Source organism: Streptococcus sanguinis, from assembly GCF_900635155.1.
GTDB classification, from domain to species: Bacteria; Bacillota; Bacilli; order Lactobacillales; family Streptococcaceae; genus Streptococcus; species Streptococcus sanguinis_G.
The window spans coordinates 1184486-1206654 of the sequence record NZ_LR134002.1 but is presented as its reverse complement, the minus strand read 5'-3'; the positions used below and the strand labels follow the sequence as shown (position 1 = coordinate 1206654).

The window sequence follows — 22169 nt, the reverse complement described above, 5'->3', positions numbered from 1 at the left end:
ATTTACAGGAAATAATCTCTATCTAGGAGAGAAAACAAAGGAGTCACCATGAAAAAACTTGGCATCGTCCTATTTTCAACGGCAATTTTACTGACTGGCTGTGCAGCCAACAACTCTTCAAACAAGACTGGCTCAAGCAGTCAAGTATCCAGCAGCCAAACAGCTGTCAATCAGAAAGAATTGGACAAGGCGACAGAGGATTACAAATCTTTTGTCCAAGGACAAATCGATCAGCTCCTGACAGATACGGAGAAATTTCGTGATACCCTTAAAGAAGGCAAGCTTGATGAGGCTAAAAAGCAATATCCGCTTATCCGTATGGCCTACGAGCGCTCGGAGCCGATTGCTGAGAGCTTTGGTGAATCAGACGTTAAAATTGACTTCCGCTTGGTCGACTATGTTGACGAAAACAAGACCGAAGAAGGCTGGTCTGGTTTCCACCGCATCGAAAAAATCATGTGGGAACAAAATACGACCAAAGGAACTGAAAGCTATGCTGATCAGCTGGTCAACGATATCAAGGAGCTAAAAGCTAAAATCGCAACAGTTGAAGTGACTCCGGATATGATGTTGACGGGCGCTGTTGACTTACTCAATGAAGTAGCGACCAGCAAGATTACAGGTGAGGAAGAAGTTTTCTCTCATACAGATCTCTATGATTTCCGTGCAAATATTGAAGGAGCAGAAAAGATTTTTGAGCTCTTCAAGCCATTGATTCAGGACAAGGACGAGAAACTTGTCAAGACCTTGGAACTTGAGTTTAAAAACGTCAACGGTCTTTTAGACAAGCACATGACTGACTCGGAAAACTACAAGCTCTATACAGAATTGACAAAAGAAGATACCAAGGAGCTGGCAGAAGCAGTTACCAAACTGGGTGAGCCTCTTTCACAAATGGGAGTCATTCTAAACGGGGAGTAATCATATGACAAACGACGAAAAATGGTTTAATAAAAAGATGGATCGTCGTGAATTTCTTAAAAAAGCAGGGATTGGAGGCGCTGGTCTTGCACTGGGTGTCTCTGGTGCATCTGCTTTTTTCGCTAATCAGGCGAAGGAAGATAAGAAATTCGCTGACGGTGAGGAAGAAATTAGCTTCTATGGGGAGCATCAGGCGGGTATCACAACTCCGATGCAGAAGAATATCTACTTTGTTGTGTTGGATTTGCATACGACAGATAAGGAGACCATTATCCGGCTCTTCAAGGACTGGACGGCCTATAGCGAGAAGCTGGTAGATGGAGAATTGGTCAAAAAAGATAATTCCAATGCTCTTTTGCCGCCAACGGATACTGGAGAAACTGTTGGTCTCAACCCTTATCGACTGACCTTGACCTTTGGTGTCTCAGCCTCTTTTCTGAAAAAAATGGGCTTGTCAGACAAACGACCTAAGGCTTTTCGAGATTTGCCGCCTTTTCCAAAGGAGCAGCTTAAAGAAAAATATACGGGTGGTGATATTGTCATCCAGGCCTGCGCGGATGATGATCAGGTGGCCTTTCATGCGGTCCGCAATCTGGTCCGCAAGGGGAGAAATGCTATCACTATGAAGTGGAGTCAGTCAGGTTTTGCTGCTATCGGAGACCGGATGTCAACGCCTCGTAATCTCTTTGGATTTAAGGACGGCACAGCCAATGTGACCAAGGAAAAAGATTTTGACAAGGTCATTTGGTGCGACAGCAAGGACTGGATGCAGGGTGGCTCTTACATGGCTGTCCGCCGGATCCAGATGTTCCTTGAAACCTGGGACCGGACCAATCTGCAGGAGCAGGAAAACACTTTCGGTCGCTATAAGGAGAGTGGAGCGCCTTTTGGCAAGAAAGACGAGTTTGACGAGGTTGACTTGAAATTGCTGCCAGAGGATTCACATGTCCGTCTGGCCAAGGAGGTTGATAAGCCTATATACCGTCGGTCTTACTCATACTCGGACGGGATTGATGAAACTACTGGTCAGTTCGATACAGGCCTGCTCTTTCTTTCCTTCCAGAAAGATCCAGATAGCTTTGTCAAAGTTCTAACTAATCTAGGCGCTCAAGATAAGATGAATGAATACGTCACACATATTGGCAGTGGCTTGTTTGCTTGCTTTGGCGGAGTAAAAAAAGGAGAATACCTTGGTCAAAAATTATTTGAATAAAAGTCTGTTGATATTAGGGCTCTTGCTGATCTTTTTGGCTAAGCCGGTTTTAGCTGACGAGAGCTACAGCAGTCTATTCGTCAAAATTACTGATGCCAGCACTGCAGTCAAGCAGAAAGACCAGGAAAAATCCAAGCAGCTAATCAGAGAGATCAAGACTGACTTTGAAAGGGTAGCTAATCACGACTCTGCAGCGGGACAAGAGGTAAGCAAGGCACTAGACTTATCGGGTCAGGTGACGGAGGAGAAGCTGACACAGATTTCTTCTGCCCTCTTGAAATTTGAGAAAGAGCAGAATCCAGTCGACTTAGAAGCCGAGAAAAAGAAGCTTCTCAGTAAGCTAGAGCCAAAATTTGAAAATTTACAAAAGGCTATTAGCGCTAAGGATTTAGAAGCGACTCGAGAAGCTTACAAGAAGATGAATAGCACCTGGACTACCAATGAAGGTGTAGTTCGAGACAGCAGTACAGCCCATTACGGCAAGGTTGAAACAGCTATTTCATTCCTGCGTAGCGCCATTGAGACGGAGCCTACTGACTTTGACATGATTCAGTCTTCTTTTGATGACTTGAAAACCGCCATTGATAATTTTGTCAAAGGAGAGAAAGTCCAAGAAGCTGCTGGCAATCTGACGCTGAAAGATGGAATTAAGCTGCTAGAGGAGGCCTTGAGTCTCTTTCAAAGCGGAGATGATAAAAAGGCCGCTGCTAAGATGAAAGAATTCATCACCATTTGGCCAACGATTGAAGGAGATGTCAGTGTCAATAATCCTTCGCTTTATACCAAGGTTGAGAGTCAGACACCTGTTATTATGGTCAAGGGGAGCGAAGAGAAGTATCAAAAGCAGCTAGAATCCTTGATTAGTGAGCTGTCACAGATTGACACGACATCTTCCTATCATTTCTTTGATGCTATGCTGATTTTGCTGCGTGAGGGTGTAGAAGCGCTCTTGATTGTCATGGCTTTGATAACGACTCTGAAAGCCTCCAAGATGAAAAAAGGACTCAAATGGATTTATGCAGGGGCAGCGAGTGGAGTTCTAGCCAGTGCTGTGATTGCAGCTTTGCTGCAGTTTCTTTTTCCGGCAGTTGCTTCTGGATCCAATCGTGAAATTATCGAAGGTGCAGTGGGAATTTTCGCTGTCGCCATGATGATATTGGTTGGTATCTGGCTGCATAGCAAGGCATCTATCGAGAAATGGAATGACTTTATGGAAAGTCAGATGAAGGCTGTAACAGCCACAGGCAGTTTTCTTTCCATGTTTGCTCTTAGCTTTCTGGCAGTTTTCCGTGAAGGGGCTGAGACCATCCTCTTTTATGCAGGAATTCTGCCGCGCATCACTATGACTGATTTCCTTTTGGGAATCGGCTTGGCTCTTCTGGTCTTGGTCTTGCTAGCCTTTATCTTGAGCAAGGCGTCTGGTCTGCTCAAGCCACACAGCATTTTCTTCTGGCTGACCTGGTTAATCTATGCCCTGGCCTTTAAGATGCTGGGCGTCAGCATCCATGCCCTTCAGCTGACCAATATCCTACCGACGCACTTAATCAATGGTTTTGTGACAGTAGACTGGATGGGGCTTTATCCAAGCCTAGAAGTGGTCGTCAGTCAGGCGCTCTTTATCCTGCTGGTGGTCTATGTTAGTTTTAAAAATCAGAAAAGCGAGCAGCGGCATGGATAAAAAAGAGCAGACTATTATTGAGCATTTGACGGAGTTCAGAAGGCGTTTTCTAGCGGTAGTGGCTTGCTTCTTCCTGGTTTTTCTGGTTAGCTTGCTCTTTTCAGCCGATATTTACCGATGGCTGACCAGTAATTTTGAGCAGAAACTGCTGGTGCTGGGTCCGGATGATATCCTTTGGATTTATATCAGTCTGGCTAGTCTGGTCGCTTTTTCCCTGACCTTGCCATTTTTGGTTTATCAGGTCTGGGAGTTTGTCCGACCGGCTTTGCGAGCTAATGAAGCACGAGCCGTTTTCGCTTATATCCCGGCTACCTTTCTCTGTTTTGTTCTGGGGCTGGCTTTCGGCTTTTACTTTGTGACTCCGGCTATTTTACAGGTTTTGCTGTCGCTGGGTGAGGGCCTCTTTGAGACACGGCTAACAGCACAGAATTATCTTAGTTTCGTCTTTCATACCACTATTCCGATTGCTTGCCTTTTTGAGCTGCCAGTTCTTGTATCCTTTGTGACTTCTATCGGTTTGCTCAATCCGAAATTTTTGGTAAAATATAGACGATACGCTTACTTCATTTTGCTGATTTTAGCTGTTGTCCTGACACCGGCCGACTTTATCAGCGATCTGACTATGACAATGCCTTTGATTTTGCTCTATGAAGTCAGCATCTTGCTCAGTCGCATCATTTATCAAAGAAAATCAACGAGGAGAAATTAATGGGACTTTTAAAAGACATCGGAGTACCTGGGGTAATCATTATTGTTCTGGGAGCCCTGCTCATTTTTGGACCAAAACGCCTGCCCGAACTGGGACAATCGATTGGTAAAATGTTTTCAGAATTTAAAAAAGCAGTCAATCATGCTGGAGAAGAAGACAAGACCGAGAATAAAAATGAAAAAGAGTAAACGAAAAACACGGATAGCCGTGTTTTTCTGCTAGACGCAAGATGATTTGTGAGAAGGAGGGCAAATGAAAAAATTAGAAGAACGGATTCTTAGAGATGGACAAGTGCTAGGTGAAAATATCCTGAAAGTTGACTCTTTTCTGACCCATCAGGTTGATTTTTCTCTGATGAAAGAGATTGGCCAGGTCTTTGCGGAGGCGGTAAAGGACGCAGGAATTACCAAGGTAGTGACCATTGAGGCTTCTGGCATTGCTCCGGCTGTCTATGTGTCTGAAGCGCTGAATGTCCCGATGATATTCGCCAAGAAATCCAAAAACATCACCATGACTGAGGGGATTTTGACAGCTGAAGTATACTCTTTCACCAAGCAAGTGACTTCGACCATTTCGATTGCTGGGAAATTTCTCAACTCTGACGATAAGGTGCTGATTATTGACGATTTTTTAGCTAACGGTCAGGCAGCCAAGGGCTTAATTACCATTATCGAGCAAGCAGGAGCACAGGTTGAAGCGGTTGGCATTGTCATTGAAAAATCCTTTCAGGATGGTCGTCAACTTTTGGAAACTGCTGGTTATCGTGTTCTTTCTTTGGCTCGCATTGCTGGATTTGAGAAGGGGCAGGTTGTCTTTACTGAGGCAGATATATGATTTCCTTTTCCTTTTGACTATCTGTCTGGCTTATAGTATAGTAAAGATAGTTGATATTTTAAAAATCTAAGCTCATTGATTTTACTTGGGTAGAAAAAGTTTTTGAGGGATTTCTATGCACCAAACTCATAATTTACAGCAGCGGATGCGGCTCTTTATTTCTATTTTTTTGCCAATTTTGATCTACCAACTGGCCAATTTTTCAGCATCTTTTGTCGATACGACTATGACTGGTCAGTATAACACTTTGCATCTGGCTGGTGTTTCCATGGCAACTAGTCTTTGGATTCCATTTTTCGACCTGCTGATAGGGATTGTTTCGGCCTTGGTACCCATAATTGGGCATCATTTAGGGCAGGGAAAAAAAGGAAAGATTGCTTCTGATTTTTATCAGTTTATTTATCTTTCTTTGGGGTTATCGCTAATTTTATTTGCTTTGGTATTTGTGGGCGCTCCTCTGGTTTTGTCTCACCTTAGCCTAGAGCCTTTAGTAGAAGAAGTAGCTAAGAACTATCTTTGGTATCTGGCGCTCGGCATTATTCCTCTTTTGCTATTTAGCACCATCCGTTCTCTGTTTGATGCTCTTGGATTGACCAAACTTTCCATGTATCTTATGCTCTTACTCTTACCTTTGAATGGCTCTTTCAATTATGCCCTAATCTACGGAGCATTTGGATTTCCAGAAATGGGCGGAGCTGGAGCTGGACTTGGGACTTCTTTGGCTTATTGGGTTTTGCTCCTCATATCCTTGTTAGTAGCAGTCAAACATCCCAAAATCAGAGCCTATGAGCTGTGGAAGATTCGACCGCTAGATAAAAAGGGCTTAATCGAAGGCATTCGACTTGGTCTGCCTATCGGAGGAACGTTTTTTGCTGAAGTCGTGATTTTCTCGGTTGTTGGCCTGGTCATGGCTAAGTTTTCGTCACTAATCATTGCTAGCCATCAGGCGGCCATGAATTTTTCAAACTTAATGTATGCCTTTCCTATGAGCATTTCAACCTCTATGTCCATCATCGTTTCTTATGAAATTGGAGCCAATCATCCTGACGATGTTAGGAAATTCTGTAAACTTGGGCGGCTGACGGCTTTGGGAATTGCTGGATTTACCTTTCTCTTTCTCTATATTTTACGTGATCGAGTGGCTGCTCTCTATGGTTCTGATGCCGAGTTTATCCGTATGACGTCCGTTTTTCTGACTTACAGCCTCTTTTTCCAGTTAGCAGATACTTTTGCAGCTCCTTTACAGGGCATTCTTCGGGGCTATAAGGATACTCAGGTACCATTTTACTTGGGTTTGATTGCTTATTGGGGAGTTTCGCTGCCCCTGGGTCTCTTCTTAGATCATTTTACCAGCTTGGGCCCTTACGGATATTGGATTGGACTTATCGCTAGCTTGGTGATGAGCGGCATTCTTTTTCAGTGGCGGCTTAATCGTTTGACTAAAAATATCATAACTTAAAGAGCGCTGGCTTGTCCTTTTAGGATAAGCTAGTGTTATTTTTTTTCACAAACTTTTATTAAAATTAGATTAAAACGGTAAAACGCTTACATATTTTCTAGTATATTGATTGTGAAAATGATATAATAGACATAAGATTATCAAGTCAAGTTTTTGTTAAAATAGGTTAATTTTTAGAATATTGTTTACAGTTGTCTTTGGTTTTCAGTAGAAAAGCGAGGGAACTATATGACTGAACACTATACCCATCTTTTGCAAGAAGTACTAAATGCTGCAAAGGAATTAGCTATTCAAAAACACAATTATCAAGTGGACATTCCGCATGTATGGACAGTGCTGACCCAGCCTCAGGCTTTTGCCTTGGAATTCTATACCAGTCTGGATCTTGATATTAATGAATTTATCAGTGTCATCAATCAGGAACTAGCCAAGATTCCTGTGTTTTCACATACGGACACGAGCCGCTACGGACGTCAGTATAGTCAACGTCTCAAGAATCTTTTGGATGATGCAGATGCTGAGAGGGCGGAACTGAGGGATGAGGTGGTAACAGTAGAGCACCTGATTCTTAGTCTATTTCAGCAACAGCGAAATCCGATAACTGTCTTTTTGAAGCAGGCAGGAATTGATAAGGAGCTAGTTGCGGCAAAGTTGAATAAGGTTCGCCAAGGCAAACGAGCAATCTCTCCAAGTCAGGAGAGTCGCTATCAAGCCCTGAGCAAATATGCGACTAACTTTAATCAATGGTTGGCTGACCAGACCGATAGACAGGTAATTGGTCGAAATGACGAAATTGACGATATTATCCGTGTGCTGTGTAGGAAAGAGAAAAGCAATGCCATTCTCCTAGGTTTTCCAGGCGTTGGAAAATCCAAAGTGGTAGAGGGGTTTGTTGGAAGATTACTTGCAGATGATGTTCCGGAACATTTACTGGGCAAGGAAGTTTTTAAGTTAAATCTAGGCGGACTGATTGCCGGAACTAAATATAGAGGAGAGTTTGAAGAGCGCTTCAAGGCTGTTTTGGATGAGGTGCTGGCTGCTAAGGGGAAGATTATTCTTTATATTGAGGATATCCACCAAATCGTGACAGCAGGTCGGACAGAGGGCTCTCTTGATGCAGGCAATCTTTTAAAGCCGCTCTTGGCTCAAGGACAGATTAATATCATCGGCACAACGACTTTTGCTGCCTATCGAGAGAGCTTCGAGCTAGATCAAGCTTTGGAGGGGCGTTTCCAGCGGATTCGCATTGAGGAGCCTGATCAAGATAAGGCATTGACAATTCTGCAAGGACTGCGGCAGAATTACCAGGACTTTCACGGAGTTTCCCTGACGGATGAAGCTCTGCAGGCAGCGATTAGTCTTTCAATTCGTTATCTGTCAGATCGTTATTTACCTGATAAGGCACTGGACTTGATTGATGAGGCTTGTGCTGTCAAGAAAATCCAGCTAGCTCAAGCGGAAACTGAACGACCAGACGTCAGTCGTGAGGATATAGCCAGTATCGTAGAACGTATAACGGGAATCAAAGTGCAGGGAATCATGGACAATGAGCGCGAACACCTGCTAAATCTAGACAAGCTCCTGCGCCAGAGAATTGTAGGACAAGACCAAGCTGTTCAAAAGGTTTCGGAGGCGATTTTGCGCTCGAGAGCAGGAATTCAAAATCCAAAGCGTCCTATTGGTTCATTCCTCTTTCTGGGGCCAACTGGAGTCGGTAAGACTGCTCTGGCTAAAGCCCTCGCTGAGCGGCTGTTTGGCAATGAGCTGGAAATGGTTCGACTGGATATGTCTGAATACATGGAAAAACATGCCGTTGCTCGTTTAGTTGGTCCGCCACCAGGCTACGTAGGATTTGAAGAGGGAGGACAGCTGACAGAAGCTGTTCGTAGAAGGCTTTATTCGATTGTCTTGCTGGATGAGATTGAGAAAGCCCATCCGGATGTATTTAACACCCTGCTGCAAGTATTGGACGAAGGACGCTTGACAGACTCTAAAGGGCGTACTATTGACTTTAAAAATACTATTTTGATTATGACAAGCAATATTGGCTCCCAGCAGATTTTGGAAAGTCTCAAAAGTGAACAGGGACTGACTGCTGAAACGCAGGAAGAAGTTCTGTCCCTGCTGCAACATAGCTTTAGACCAGAGTTTTTAAATCGAATTGACGAGACGGTTATTTTCAACCCTCTGAGGGCGGAAGATATGATCAATATCGTAAAAATTGTGGTTCGGCAACTTCAGGAAAGGTTGGAACATCAGAAGATTCAGCTTCATCTGAGCGAAGAAGTTTACGCTTTTTTAGCCCAGAAAGGTTACCAACCGGAGTTTGGTGCCCGTCCTATTCAAAGAAGCATTATGCGCTATCTAGAAACGCCTTTGGCTCGTTATTTGGTCGAAAATAAGGAAACAACTGAAATGACAGTTCAAGTCGGTTTGAAGGATGGGCAACTGGATTTTAATTATTTGGTATAAGTTTCTTCTAAAAGTAAGCGCTTACTATGTATATACAAAGAAAAACAAAGAAAGGGGGTTCATGGTTTCTGAGCAGACTCTATCCTGAGATTTTGAAATGAGTCTTAGGTATACGTAAAATAATGAGATGCTTTTTGTATCTATAGCCGACAGCAATCATTTTGATTGTTGGAGCACCCTTTGCATTTTATGAAAGGAGGAGAGTTTTGTCTGTTTATGATGTTTTGATTATCGGTGCTGGACCGGGTGGTTATGTGGCTGCTGAAGAAGCAGCTCGTTTGGGCAAGAAGGTGGCCGTGGTAGAAAAGAAGTCTATCGGCGGAACCTGCCTGAATGTGGGATGTATACCGTCTAAGGCTTATCTCCAGCACGGTCATTGGTTGCTGACAATGGAGGAGGCTAGGCGTTATGGCATTGAGAGCAAGCTTGAAAGGATTGATTTTGAGAAATTGGTAGACCGAAAGAATCAGGTTATTGCCAGTTTGCAATCTGGAATTCATGCTAGCTTTAAGTCTTTAGGTATTGAATATATCCAAGGGCAGGCCAAGTTTGTCAAAGACCGAACTTTCTCCGTCAATGGTAAAGAAATCAGTGGCAAAGATGTGATTTTGGCTACTGGCAGTTATCCTTTTGTGCCTCCTATCAAGGGATTGGAACAGGTTGACTATCTAACGACGGATACGTTTTTTGACTTGAGGGAGCTTCCTGAGAAGTTAGTCATTATTGGAGGTGGCGTTATCGCAATTGAGCTAGCTTTCGCTATGGCTCCTCTGGGTGTCGCTGTCACTGTTATTGAGGTTGCGCCGGAAATTCTTTTGACTGAAGAAGCAGAAGCGCGACGTGTGATTCAAAAGAAACTAAAGAAAATGGGGGTGATGATTTATCAGGGAGCTCAGATAAAGGGAGTAACTGCTAATTCTGTCTTACTTGAGAACGAGCAGGTTGCTTTCGACCATCTTTTAGTCGCTACTGGCCGTAAACCAAATCTAGAGTTAGCAAAGGATATGGGATTAGCCTTGACAGAGCGGAATTTTGTCAAGGTAGATCAATACTACGAAACATCCAAAGAGCATGTTTATGCTATCGGTGATCTCTTGGAATCTTATATGCTGGCTCACGTAGCCAGTGCAGAAGGGATAAAGGCTGTAAGAGCTATCTGTCGAAGAGCTGAAGAAGCAGTTGATCCGCTGGGTGTTCCCCGTTCACTCTACACCAATCCTGAAGTGGCTTCTTTTGGTCTCAGCAAGGAAGAGGCTGAGCAGGCCGGCTATGATGTTCTGGTCGATCAGCTGCCTTTCTCTTATAACGGGCGGGCTATCGCTATAGGTGAGACGGAGGGGTATGTCAAGCTAATTTCAGAAAAGCAATACCATCTTCTACTAGGTGCTGTCATCGTTGGTCCGCACGGTACGGATCTTCTACAGAATTTGATTTTGCTGAGGCAGGCTGAAGCAACGTTGGATCAAGTTCTTGAAACAGTTTTCGCTCATCCGACTACATCAGAACTTATACAAGAAGTCGCCAAAAGACTCGTTCAGGACGATTAATGAGGAGGTAAAAATATGTCACATTATAAAGATTTACCACAACGATTGACCAAAACAAGAAGCCAAGGGGCTGTATCGGAGCTAGTCGATTTAAAAGTCCATGATGCTACCGAAGTTGAGGTGGAGCAGATTTCCAAAGAAAAAGCCAAGACCATGTATAAAACCATGTGGGATATCCGTAATTTTGAGGAAAATACTCGGCGTTTCTTTGCAGCAGGACAGATTCCTGGCTTTGTTCACCTTTATGCCGGAGAGGAAGCGATTGCTACGGGTGTCTGTGCTAACCTGACAGACCAGGACTATATTACCAGTACCCACCGGGGACACGGTCACTGTGTTGCTAAGGGCGGTGATTTAAAGGGCATGATGGCAGAAATTTTTGGCAAGGAGACTGGACTTGGAAAAGGAAAAGGCGGATCTATGCACATTGCCGATTTGGACAAGGGAATCCTCGGCGCCAATGGTATGGTTGGTGGAGGCTTTGGTCTAGCTACCGGTGCAGCTATGCGCAACAAGTACTTGAAAACCGACAGTGTAGCTGTCTGCTTCTTCGGTGATGGTGCGGCCAATGAAGGGAATTTCCACGAATGTCTCAATATGGCATCAATTTGGAAACTGCCAGTTATCTTTGTCAATGAAAACAACTTCTTTGCAGAATCGACACCGCAATGGTATTCTTCAGCGTCTGGCACCATTGCTGAGAGAGCGGCTGCTTATAATATGCCCGGCGTTCGGGTTAATGGTAAGGATTTATTCGCTGTCTACCAAGTAGCCAAGGAAGCTGTAGAGCGGGCTCGTAGAGGTGAAGGGCCTACCTTAATTGAAGCTGTAACATATCGCGATCATGGTCACTTTGAAGGGGATGAGCAGAAGTATAAGGCTTTGGAAGGTGAAGAAAAAGACTGGGCTGATGTGGATGCTCTGGACGTCTTCCGTGACTACGCTATCGAGCATGGCCTCTTGACTGAAGAGGAACTTGATGCCATATTAGAGGAGTCTAGAAAGGATGTGGAAGAAGCTATCAAATTTGCTCAAGACAGTCCTATTCCTCGTTCCGAGTCTCTGCTGGAAGATGTATTTGCTGATTGATAGAAGGAGGTTGATCAAATGGCTAGACAACTGTTATTTATGAAAGCAATCAATGAAGCGCTGGATCAGGCAATGGCAAAAGATGACACCGTAATCCTTCTGGGAGAAGATATTGCTGGCGGTGTAACAATCAAGCACTTGGAAGAAGAAAACGAAGATGCTTGGGGCGGTGTAATGGGTGTGACCAAGGGACTCATGCCAAAATATGGCCGAGAGCGGGTGATTGATACTCCGATTTCAGAGCACGGATACGTGTCAGCTTCTGTTGGAATGGCTCTGACTGGCTTGCGTCCAGTACCGGAGCTGATGTTCAATGACTTTATCGGTTTCTGCTTTGATGCCATTCTGGGGCAGGGCTCAAAAATGCGCTATATGTTTGGTGGTAAGGCCAAGGTTCCGATGACAATGCGCACCATGCACGGGGCAGGAGCTTCGGCAGCAGCTCAGCACTCGGGTTCTTATTACGGTCTCTTCGGATCCATTCCCGGCATTAAGGTGGTCGTTCCGGCAACACCTTACGATGCTAAGGGCTTACTGCTGGCTTCTATTGAAGATGATAATATCGTCATTTATTCAGAAGATAAGACCCTCTATGGTATCAAGGGAGAGGTGCCAGAGGAATATTATACAGTTCCAATTGGAAAGGCTGCTGTCCGCCGTGAGGGAACTGATCTTACTATTGTCACTATCGGTAAAATGCTCTATGTAGCTTATGAAGTAGCGGATCGCTTGGAAAAAGATGGTATTTCGGTTGAAGTCATTGACTTGAGAACGGTAGCTCCTTGGGATGAGGAGACAGTCTTTGAATCAGTCAAGAAAACTGGACGGCTGATTATCGTTGATGAATCAAACCCTCACAATAACACAGCGACGGATATCGCAGCAGCAGTGACAGACAAATGCTTTGACTATCTGGACGGTCCAGTGAAATGCGTCTGTGCGCCAAATGTGCCAGTACCATTTGCGGTGAATTTGGAACAGCTCTATATCCCTAATGCTGATAAGGTTCTGACTGTTGCTGCAGAATTGATTGACGATCTGAAGAGATAGAAGGGAGGCAAGTATGGCTACAGAAATTGTAATGCCTAAGCTAGGCTTAACAATGACCGAAGGTCTGATAAATAACTGGCTGGTCAAGGAAGGCGACACCGTAGCTGCTGGTCAGCCTGTCTTGGAAATCAGTTCTGAAAAATTGACCAGCGATGTAGAGGCGCCAAGCGCAGGAGTGATTTTGAAAATTATCAGTCAGGCGGGCGATACTGTCCCGTGCAAGAAAGTAATTGCATGGATTGGTGAAGCAGGAGAATCTATTCCAGGTATGGAGACGGAAGAAGTCTCTGCGAATAAATCAGAAAGTGATAAGGGAGCAGTTGATTCAGAGCCAGAGCTAGCTGAAAAAACTGTGGCAGCAAGTTCCAACGCTGTTGGAAAAAGTGAACAGGGACGTATTTTTATCACTCCGCTGGCCCGCAAGATTGCTAAGGAAAAAGGATATGATATTTCCATGATTTCAGGAACGGGAGGCAAGGGCCGCATTACCCGACGGGATGTGGAAAACTATAAACCAGAGGCGCTTCCAAACCAAACACCTGAAAATAGCTCTGCGATCCTTCAGCCGGCTAGTCAGGCTGACTATGGCGCAGGATTGACAGGCATGCGTAAGTCTATTGCGGAGCGGATGATGACCAGTCTCCAGACATCGGCTCAGGTGACCTTGCACCGTAAGGTTGATATCAGCAAGCTGATAGCCTTTAGACAGGATATGAAGGATAAGGTAGCTTCTCCGCTAGAAAATGGTGAAATCAGCATCACGACCCTGCTGACAAAGGCAGTTGCCAAGGCATTGAAAGATCACCCTCAGCTCAACGCTTGGTATTTCAATGGTCAGTATCAGGAAGTAGAAGATATTCATATCGGGATTGCGACTGCGCTTAGTGATGGTCTAGTGGTGCCGGTTATCCGACACGTGGATAAGCTAACGCTGGCTGACTTGGGCTTAGCTATCAAAACAGAGGCCACCCAAGCTCGTAAAGGCACTTTAGATCCAGCTCTTTACTCAGGTTCAACCTTCAGTATTACCAATCTCGGGGCAGCAGGCATTGAATATTTCACTCCTATCCTAAATACTCCAGAAGTGGCCATTTTAGGAGTTGGTGCCCTGCAAACGGCGCTGGCTCTTGATAGCCAAGGACAGGTCTATGAGCAGAAATTCCTGCCGCTCAGCCTGACTTTTGACCATCAAGTCGTAGATGGTCAGCCTGCAGCGGAGTTTCTAGCCAGTCTAGCGGACAAGTTGGAATCTCCTTACGACTTGGTTTTCTGATAAATGAATAGGGACAATCATTCCTAAGTGAAAATGAAAAGGCCAGCTGTTTATATCACTCATTAACAGTTGGCCTTTATGTATTCTGTCATCCTCTTGCTTCAAATTTATAAAGGTTTGATAAGGAAATGACAGGATGATAGGGAGTAAGCTCTAAGGCTCTAAGTGGTTGGATAAAGCTGCGGTATAAGATAAATTGAATGACGATAATGGGAGAAAAATATCAGTGAGGTAGAATATGAAGGTTGCCAAAACACTAGTCTTAGAATATCTAGAACAAGAATTACTAAAGAATAATAAGCAAGGTCTTGAAACGAAAGTAATTGCTGCTGCTTTAGGAATGCAACGCTCAAATGTGAGCACTATCTTGAATCAATTGGTAAAAGAAGGGCTACTCGTTAAAGGAAATACACGGCCAGTTCAATACCAATTAAAAGAGGTATTTGTGGAAAATCCTTTGGATTTTCCAAGCATTATAGGTGAAAATGGCAGTTTGCGAACAGCCATCCAGTTAGCACAGGCAGCTATTTTATACCCAAATTATGCCCTTCCAGTACTCATTTTATCCGAGGTCGGTGCTGGTAGAACTCACTTCGTTAATAAAATGATGGAGTTTGCCATTCAAAATCAAGCGATTAGTAAACCTCAGTTGTTTGAAAAAATTAACTGCTTAGACTATATTGATGTTCTCGATGATTTGCTGAAGTTGTTATTTGGCTCAGAGGCAACGAAGTCTGTATTTGAGAAAGTAGCAGAAGGAATTTTATTTATAGATAACATACAAGTTTTATCTTCGGCGGATCAAAATAGATTGATTTCCTGGCTGAATCACAGAGAAGGGGAACAAAAGAGACGTCAGAAGAAAGGTTTGGTAATTATCGGAAGTAGCGCTAAGCTATCTGAACATTTATCCAATAAACTTCCTGTTGTAATCCAGCTGCCTTCTTATCCGAATCGACCGATTAGTGAAAAGCTAGAGTTACTAAATTACTTTTTAGCTATCGAATCAAAGAATTCTGCCCATGATATTCAAGTGCCGCGTGATGTCATTCATTCCTTCATCCTATCAGCGAATATTAGCAATATAAAAGAATTAGAATATGCAGTTCGAACTGCTTGTGCCAATGCTTTTGTAAGAAGTCTGAGGTCGGAGCTAAAAGATTTAACACTTAGTAATGACGATTTGCCTATTCCTTATCAAGGAATTCGGCATTTAGGTAGTCATAATGTAGTTAAAATCGATGAATTGATTGGCAAACGTAAGGTGTTGATTTATGATAAGGAGTTGGGATTGCTGGATTTTCCAGAGCAAGAGTCGGATGATTTATATAACAAAATTAAATCAGAATATTCTCAGTTATCAGAAAGAGGCATTGAGCAGGATGATATTTTTGAGGCAGTAAGAAACTATATTCAAAGCTATATTGAATACAAACCTTTTGTTAAGAAAGAGGATGAGTTGGAAAATCTTAATCAGCTTGAGACGATTGTTTCTGCTGAAGTAATCCAGTTGGTACAAGCCTTTGTTTTATCTGTTCAAAAAGAACTCAATATAGAGCTTAATTCGACGGCATATTACGGCATCAGCCTTCATGTCAATGCGATGCTTAAGCAGAAAGGGTCGTTAAACCGGCAGTTGGATAATGATGCTATTGTGAAAGTGATTCGGGATTATCCAATAGAGTATGCACAATGTTCTAAATTTGCCAGGCAGCTAGAAACAAGATTTCAACTAGCTGTTCCGATAGATGAAATCGTCATCCTAACCATGTTTATTATTGAATCCGAAAAGAAACAAGATAGTCTACGACCTATCTTGCTCTACGTTCTGCATGGTAAAGGGGTTGCCAAGTCCTTGGCTGAGTCAACCAAGATGCTGACTAAAAATAGCCAAGTGTATGGCTTTGATATTCTATTAGAAGAATCTCTAGAGGAAAGCTATCGTAAATTAAAAGAGCAAATTGAGGAACTAGACCAAGGTTTAGGGGTCATTGTCCTCTATGATATGGGCTCGATTAAGGAAATGCTGGATAAAATTCGAGAAGAAACTCTGATTAAAATCAGAGAATTTGAAATTCCCATTACTATTATTGGCATGGGGATTGCACGGCGCTGTTTGATAGAAAATGATATTGACAGTGTCTTTCATGCTTTTCATATGGAAATGAATCAGCTTTATAAAAATAGGGACCAGGAAAAAATCATCATTACACTCTGTTATACCAGCGAAGGTGGTTCTCTTCAGCTCAAGCACTATCTTGATCAGTATTCAAAGCTGGGTTACCGTGTCATTGCTTTGTCAGTTGCTAATAAGGAGATGTTGATTGAGGAAGTGATGGCCTTAAGAAAGACCTATCAAGTTCATGCTTTTGTTGGAACTTTCGACCCTCAAATTATGGGTATCCCTTTCATTTCCATTAAAGATGTTTTTGAGCAGCCCAAGGAGCACTTAGATAAATTATTGATGTTTGTACCGACCTCTGTCAATAGCTACGATTATGAGAAGGTTTACCAATTTTTAGAAGAGCAATTTGTCTATACTTCCTTAGCTAAGATTAAAAAGATTCTTCCTGCTATTTTAGATGAATTTGATTTTTATTATCAGCTGACAGAGGAGCAAACAATAGGTTTGTTTGTTCATATTGCGTGTCTAGTGGAGCGAACCCTTTCAGGAGAATGCTTGAAGAAGAGCAGTAAAGAAATTGCTGGTGTTATCGAAAAATTCCCTGATGACTATAAGCACGTTAGGAAAATCATCCGAACGGTGGAGCGAAGCTTTAAGATTCTTGTAGATGACGCAGAGGTCAGTGTTTTAATTCAGATGCTGCGCAAATTATAAAATTGTAAGTTGGAGTCGCAAACCAATAAAAAGCACCTAACTCTCATTACCTTTTTAGTCGGGATTTACATTTCCGATTTCTGTGGTAATGTTGTGATTTAGATGCTTTTTTACATGTGCTCTTGTACAAGATTATGCAGCCATTTCCCTGAGAAGACACGAGGGATGCCCCAGATTGGCTTGAGAATGTCTTCGCCATTTATCACAAGAAAGATTAGCCAAATGGGAGCCTGCAGACTAACCAGAGCATAGCCAAGTGGAATGCTGAAGAGCCAGACGGGTAAAATATCTAGCAGACAGGCATAGTTGGTATCGCCTCCGCTACGTAAAATCCCAACGATTAAAACAACACTAAATGCTTTTGGGATAAACAACAGGGCATTTAACTGAATCATCAAGATGGTTAGCTGCTCTGTCTGATTGCTTAAGTTGTAGAGTTTCAGGGCTAAGGGCGTGGCCCAGATGAGTAGGACGCTGACGATGAGCCCGATGAGAGGTAATAGAAGTAAGAAGCGCTTGGCATCTTGTAAGGCTTTTTCTACTTGATTCTCTCCGATGGTATTGCCTAGCATAACAGCTACGGCATTGCCTGCACCACGAACGAAGACAAAACCAATTTGGGCAATGGCGCTAGCAATCTGGGTAGAGGCCACCACTTCAGTACCTAATAGCCCGATAATGGCCAAGCCAATCGTTGTTCCGAGCGACCAGGCGCCTTCATTGAAGACGACTGGCAAGGTTTTTTTCAAAAATTGATAAATAAAATCTTTGTGAAAGGCAAAGAGTTCAGTTATGCTAGCTGCTCCAGCCATCCTTGTTCGATAGACACCAAATACTAACAAGCAAAGCTCTAGCAATCGAGCAATAAAGGTAGCAATAGCAGCACCAACCAGTCCAAGTTTAGGAAATCCAATCAGTCCAAAAATAAGGACGGCATTGCCAATGATATTGGTCGCCATGGATAGGAGACTTGCAAGAGTTGGTAAGAAAACTTCGTTACTACAGCGACACATGGTGGCCAAGGAGGTTGTGATAGCTGTCATCAGGTAGGTCCAGGAGACGATAGATAGGTACTGGGCGCCCAACTGAATAGCTTCGGTATCATGGATATAAAAGCCAATCAGTTGCTTGGGAAAAAGTAAAGCGACTAAAGTAAAGGAAGCGGAGATGATCCCGCTCAGCATATAGACTAATCCCAAGGTTTTTCTCATATCAGCAATTCGCTGGGCTCCCCAGTATTGGGCCATGAAGACAGAAGCTCCGCTACCGATACCAAACTGTACAATAGTCAAGAGAAAGAAAATCTGGTTGGCAGCACCAGCAGCTGCGATTTGTTTTTCCCCTAGCTGTCCAATCATGACAACATCAGCTAGATTGACAGCGCTGGCTAGTAGAAATTGAAGAGAAAACGGTAGACTGAGACGTAAGAATTGTTTCAGAAATGTTTTCTTTTCACTCACTCTCCCACCTCCTTTCGTTTCAAATAGGATAAGCAATCAGTATGTCTAGTAACCTGATATCTAGAAAGTTTCTGCTTTTTTTGAATTGGATGATTCTGATTCCTCATAAATTTCGCTATTTCTATCTGATAGCTTGAAATAAGCCTCAAGTTTAGTGATAATAGGCAATTTGATCAACAAAAATTTGACAATCTTTGTCAGCTTCTGTTTCAACCTCTACATTCTTCAATTCCTTTTCAGGATAAGGGTTTTGAATAGGAAATGCGAAGAAAGTTTGCTGCTCTTTTTGATAAGGTTTGGTTCTAAGCGAGACTTCAAATAATTGCTCATCTACTTTATAGATAGGTTCACCAGGTAAAGGGTTGGTATTGGTAGACCGATCCCAGTCAACACTTGTTTTGCCAATGTTTTCTCCAAAGATAATGGGAACAGTGAACTTGGTTTGATCAGTATAGATTAGTAGAATATTTCCGATTTGATAGGTTTCCATTTCAGGGAAGACACCGTCCACAAACCATTGGTATTCCACAAAATAGTCAGTAGCATAGCCAATTTCAATCCAGCTGGGATGCGCCAGTGCTTCAAGGCTGCGCGAGTGGTTTTGAAGATCAGGATAGTGGTAATGGAAGAGATAAGATAAGGTTTTATCACGGATAGTCGCATAGTCTTCATCACGATAGTCATGATTCCAAAACATCTCGTAAGCATAGGCCAAGCCAAAGAAAATGACATTTCTCTGCAGGATTACCTCATTTAAGGTGCTCCAGTTGGAGATGATAGCCCCCTTGCTCCCCTTCTTCAAATGCTCAGCCCAATGCGGAAAGAGATAGCCTTCAAAATTACCATAACGGATGCTAAAGCCTTCTTCTAAAACTTCATCTTCCAGTTGTTCATCCAAACTCCAGAGCCAATGGAGAATTTCGACATCTTTGGGAATCTGGTTAATAGCCTGCCAGGTTGCCGGCATGATGCCAACTTTTTTGCCTGTATCTTTTTTGAACTGGGGAGTGTACATGACGATTTCTGCTCCACCAAAAGGCCCTGCATCAGGAACGATAGCGTTTTTAAGTAACTTGTCTCCCCAAATCATGGTTCGGACATTTTTCTGTTTTAGATAGTCATAAATTTTGATAACATCCTCTGCAAAGATGTCTGATCCAGCCTTTCCTTTGCAGCGCTCACACATGGCAATTGAATAGTATTCATCATGTCCGATATTGATGACTTCAGGTTCAAAGACCTCAATGATTTCATCCAGAACATCAAAGAGGAGTTCATAAGAGGCAGGATTTGATGGGCAGTAAGTGTCCGGATAAGGATCTTCAGGGATTTCTGCGATTTCAGGGTGGCCAAGCATCAGGTAGTCACAGTGGCCAAGAGAGGGAACCTCAGGAATCACTTCAAAAAATCGTTCCTTACAGTAGAGGACCAGATCTTTCACATCATTTTGACTTAGAAATTCCCCATCACCATTTTCCATGTGAATGGCATTCTTGTACCAAGGGAAGGTATAGTCTTGGATTTCTTTGGTCTTGCCAGAGTATTCAGCCATATCAGCACAATATTTAATCCACTCCTGGTTAATTTCAGGGTGTTTTTTATATTCCATAGCACCGCCGATTTCAATCATGAGGGTATTGTACTTGAAGAAAGCAAGCATATCCACAAATTGCTTGAAGAAATCCATATTCTTACGAGACGGTAAAAAGACCTTGAGTCCACGCTCAGAACAGACGGGTTCGTCGTAGGCCAAACCATAAGGTAAGTAGCCATCCTGCAACATTTGGATAATCGAAATTGCCCCATAAAATAAGCCACGTTGGGACAAAGCATAAACGAAAATACCATCTTCAGTAGCCTTTACGATGTGCGCTTCAGGATTGGATGGATAGGCAAGTGAAAAGGACTGCATGACCTCTTGACCAACTTCTCGGGAAATCCCTTCTACGAAATGAATGGCAGGGAAAGCCAGCTGTCCATCATTTCTTGCTCTTGGATGAGCCCGTAAAGTGTCACTCAAAATAGGAATCGGGCTGAATATTTGAGTTTCTTTAGTGAAATAGCGACCGCTGTTTTCTTGTTTCCAATATTGAGGTGTGATGCCTTGTTTCATGATCTACTCCTTGAACTATCTGAATATCTGCGAGTCATAAAAAATTTGGTAGCAGAAAAGAAGGTATGGATCGGATTTGCCTTTTACTGAGTTTTCGCTTTTCTAGCCTTTTCAATTTCCCCTTGAATCTTATAAAGATTTTCCGAAAGGCGACCAAAGTAGAGAAGCTCTCCCATCCACTTGATGAGCTTGCTTTTTGAATTTTTTGTCAATTTATTTTGTTCTTGTTCTAGCGTAACCTCAAGCCCTTTTGAGCAAGGCTTGGTCTTGTAGGAAGTAATCGTTTTTTCACTGTGGGACGAGATTTGAATGACGTAGGTTTCATGGCGACGATAGTCCAGAATCTCATAATCAGTCTTGGTATAGACATTGTCTGACAATTTTGAGTAACGAAGTCCTTTCTTTAACCTATCTATCTTTTTTGTTTGATTGTCAGTTTGATTGATTTGATTCAGAAACTCGCTTTCCAAGAAGTCATAAAATTCATCTGAAGTGACTTGGAGTTCTCTAATAATCTTCATAAATTAAGTATATAATAAGCCCTTGCGGAAAGTAACCCCCTGAGGAAAAAGAGACGGATTTTAATGAATTTTATACTCTTTAGCTTTGTGTTATACATTATCATAAAAAACGATTAATTTTTATACACTAATTTTACGATAGGTTCTAAAATATATTAAAGGAACTATTTAAAAATAACAGAGTACCAGAGGTAAAGCACGTAAGAAAGTGTTGCTTTAAATTTTTTATAATAAATTGAGTATGAATGGCATTTGAAAATGGATACACTAAGCTAGAAAACTGTATATTAAGAAAATATAAACGCTTTTGACAGTAAAATAAAGCTATAGTAAACTTTGGGTAAGAAGTCAAATTGAAAGGAGGAGTTTGTATGGAAGAATGGAATAGTTCAGCGGAGATTATTGCCATGTCCTTAATTGCCAATTCTGGTGCGGCCCGATCCTTAGCTTTTGAAGCACTTAAAAAAGCAAAATTAGCCGAATTTGATGCAGCTAAGGAATTAATGGATGGGGCAAATAGTGTTATTTTAAAAGCCCATCATTCTCAAACGGAATTATTGCAGGAAGAAGCACAAGGAAACGGTCATCAGTTGAGTATATTGCTTGTTCATGCACAAGATCATTTTATGACGAGTCTCTTGGCTATTGACCTTATCACTGAGATGATTGAACTGTATTCCAATAGAGAAGGAGAAAGACAATGAAAATCTTATTAATATGTGCAGCCGGAATGTCCACGAGCATCCTGATGAAAAAAATGGAGCAATATGCAAATGACCAAGGTATTGACCTCGATATAAAAGCGGTCGGATTGATGGACTATCAAGATTATGCTCAGGACTATGACGTAATTTTATTAGGTCCTCAGGTTTCTTATAAACTTGATTCTGTCAAAGAGACAGTTTCAAAACCTGTTGCCACCATTCCAGCTATGGATTATGCAATGGGAGATTGTAAGAATATCTTTCAATTAATTAAAGCAATATCTTAA

18 protein-coding genes are annotated in these 22169 nt (G+C 42.6%); 15 read left to right on the top strand and 3 right to left on the bottom strand.

All coding sequences use genetic code 11. From position 1 onward, the window contains the following. Positions 1-48 precede the first annotated feature (48 nt). The 13 genes from efeO (at position 49) to ELZ47_RS06175 (ending at position 17084) form a co-directional block, all read left to right on the top strand. Positions 49-921, top strand: a complete 873-nt coding sequence (gene efeO / locus ELZ47_RS06235; RefSeq protein WP_126435585.1) for an iron uptake system protein EfeO — start codon at positions 49-51, stop codon at positions 919-921. 4 nt (positions 922-925) lie between these two features. After that, entirely contained in the window at positions 926-2134 is a 1209-nt protein-coding gene (efeB, locus tag ELZ47_RS06230; RefSeq protein WP_126435584.1) for an iron uptake transporter deferrochelatase/peroxidase subunit, read from the top strand. Beyond that, a complete protein-coding gene (locus tag ELZ47_RS06225) occupies positions 2112-3812 on the top strand; it encodes an FTR1 family protein (protein WP_126435583.1) in 1701 nt (566 codons plus the stop codon). The genes efeB and ELZ47_RS06225 overlap by 23 nt, the downstream gene beginning before the upstream one ends. Continuing rightward, positions 3805-4521 carry a twin-arginine translocase subunit TatC gene (gene tatC, locus ELZ47_RS06220; RefSeq protein ID WP_164549637.1) on the top strand — a complete coding sequence of 239 codons (717 nt, stop codon included), beginning with the start codon at positions 3805-3807 and terminating at the stop codon, positions 4519-4521. The genes ELZ47_RS06225 and tatC overlap by 8 nt, the downstream gene beginning before the upstream one ends. Next, positions 4521-4709, top strand: coding sequence for a twin-arginine translocase TatA/TatE family subunit (locus tag ELZ47_RS06215; protein ID WP_002897604.1), 189 nt, complete (start codon positions 4521-4523; stop codon positions 4707-4709). The genes tatC and ELZ47_RS06215 overlap by 1 nt, the downstream gene beginning before the upstream one ends. A gap of 64 nt (positions 4710-4773) precedes the next feature. Next, on the top strand, positions 4774-5355 hold the full coding sequence (locus ELZ47_RS06210; protein ID WP_126435581.1) for a xanthine phosphoribosyltransferase: 582 nt from the start codon (positions 4774-4776) through the stop codon (positions 5353-5355). Positions 5356-5470: 115 nt separating this feature from the next. After that, the gene (locus ELZ47_RS06205) at positions 5471-6814 is read left to right on the top strand and encodes an MATE family efflux transporter (RefSeq protein ID WP_126435580.1); all 1344 of its coding nucleotides are present in this window, start codon (positions 5471-5473) and stop codon (positions 6812-6814) included. Between the two features lie 228 nt (positions 6815-7042). Then, positions 7043-9286 carry an ATP-dependent Clp protease ATP-binding subunit gene (locus ELZ47_RS06200; protein WP_126435579.1) on the top strand — a complete coding sequence of 748 codons (2244 nt, stop codon included), beginning with the start codon at positions 7043-7045 and terminating at the stop codon, positions 9284-9286. Between the two features lie 206 nt (positions 9287-9492). After that, the gene (gene lpdA, locus ELZ47_RS06195) at positions 9493-10833 is read left to right on the top strand and encodes a dihydrolipoyl dehydrogenase (protein ID WP_126435578.1); all 1341 of its coding nucleotides are present in this window, start codon (positions 9493-9495) and stop codon (positions 10831-10833) included. A 15-nt stretch (positions 10834-10848) separates the two neighbouring features. Next, a complete protein-coding gene (locus ELZ47_RS06190) occupies positions 10849-11922 on the top strand; it encodes a thiamine pyrophosphate-dependent dehydrogenase E1 component subunit alpha (RefSeq protein WP_126435577.1) in 1074 nt (357 codons plus the stop codon). A gap of 18 nt (positions 11923-11940) precedes the next feature. Further along, positions 11941-12972: an alpha-ketoacid dehydrogenase subunit beta gene (locus ELZ47_RS06185; RefSeq protein WP_111675830.1), complete on the top strand. Its 1032-nt coding sequence runs from the start codon at positions 11941-11943 to the stop codon at positions 12970-12972. 13 nt (positions 12973-12985) lie between these two features. After that, positions 12986-14245 carry a dihydrolipoamide acetyltransferase family protein gene (locus ELZ47_RS06180; RefSeq protein WP_126435576.1) on the top strand — a complete coding sequence of 420 codons (1260 nt, stop codon included), beginning with the start codon at positions 12986-12988 and terminating at the stop codon, positions 14243-14245. 238 nt (positions 14246-14483) lie between these two features. Further along, positions 14484-17084 (top strand): PRD domain-containing protein, encoded by a 2601-nt coding sequence (locus ELZ47_RS06175; RefSeq protein WP_125331083.1) that lies wholly within the window; start codon positions 14484-14486, stop codon positions 17082-17084. A 110-nt stretch (positions 17085-17194) separates the two neighbouring features. Here the strand turns inward: ELZ47_RS06175 and ELZ47_RS06170 are convergent, their stop codons facing one another. The 3 genes from ELZ47_RS06170 to ELZ47_RS06160 all read right to left on the bottom strand — a co-directional run bounded on the left by ELZ47_RS06170 (position 17195) and on the right by ELZ47_RS06160 (position 21178). After that, positions 17195-18580: an MATE family efflux transporter gene (locus ELZ47_RS06170; RefSeq protein ID WP_164549568.1), complete on the bottom strand. Its 1386-nt coding sequence runs from the start codon at positions 18578-18580 to the stop codon at positions 17195-17197. 115 nt (positions 18581-18695) lie between these two features. Then, a complete protein-coding gene (locus ELZ47_RS06165) occupies positions 18696-20657 on the bottom strand; it encodes a family 20 glycosylhydrolase (RefSeq protein ID WP_125331081.1) in 1962 nt (653 codons plus the stop codon). Between the two features lie 83 nt (positions 20658-20740). Further along, complete coding sequence (locus ELZ47_RS06160) at positions 20741-21178, bottom strand: DUF3284 domain-containing protein (protein WP_125331080.1); 438 nt, start codon at positions 21176-21178, stop codon at positions 20741-20743. A 371-nt stretch (positions 21179-21549) separates the two neighbouring features. Between ELZ47_RS06160 and ELZ47_RS06155 the strand changes: the two genes are divergently transcribed. Further along, the gene (locus tag ELZ47_RS06155) at positions 21550-21882 is read left to right on the top strand and encodes a PTS lactose/cellobiose transporter subunit IIA (protein ID WP_125331079.1); all 333 of its coding nucleotides are present in this window, start codon (positions 21550-21552) and stop codon (positions 21880-21882) included. Beyond that, positions 21879-22169, top strand: a complete 291-nt coding sequence (locus ELZ47_RS06150; RefSeq protein WP_002909758.1) for a PTS sugar transporter subunit IIB — start codon at positions 21879-21881, stop codon at positions 22167-22169. Before ELZ47_RS06155 ends, ELZ47_RS06150 begins: the two co-directional genes overlap by 4 nt.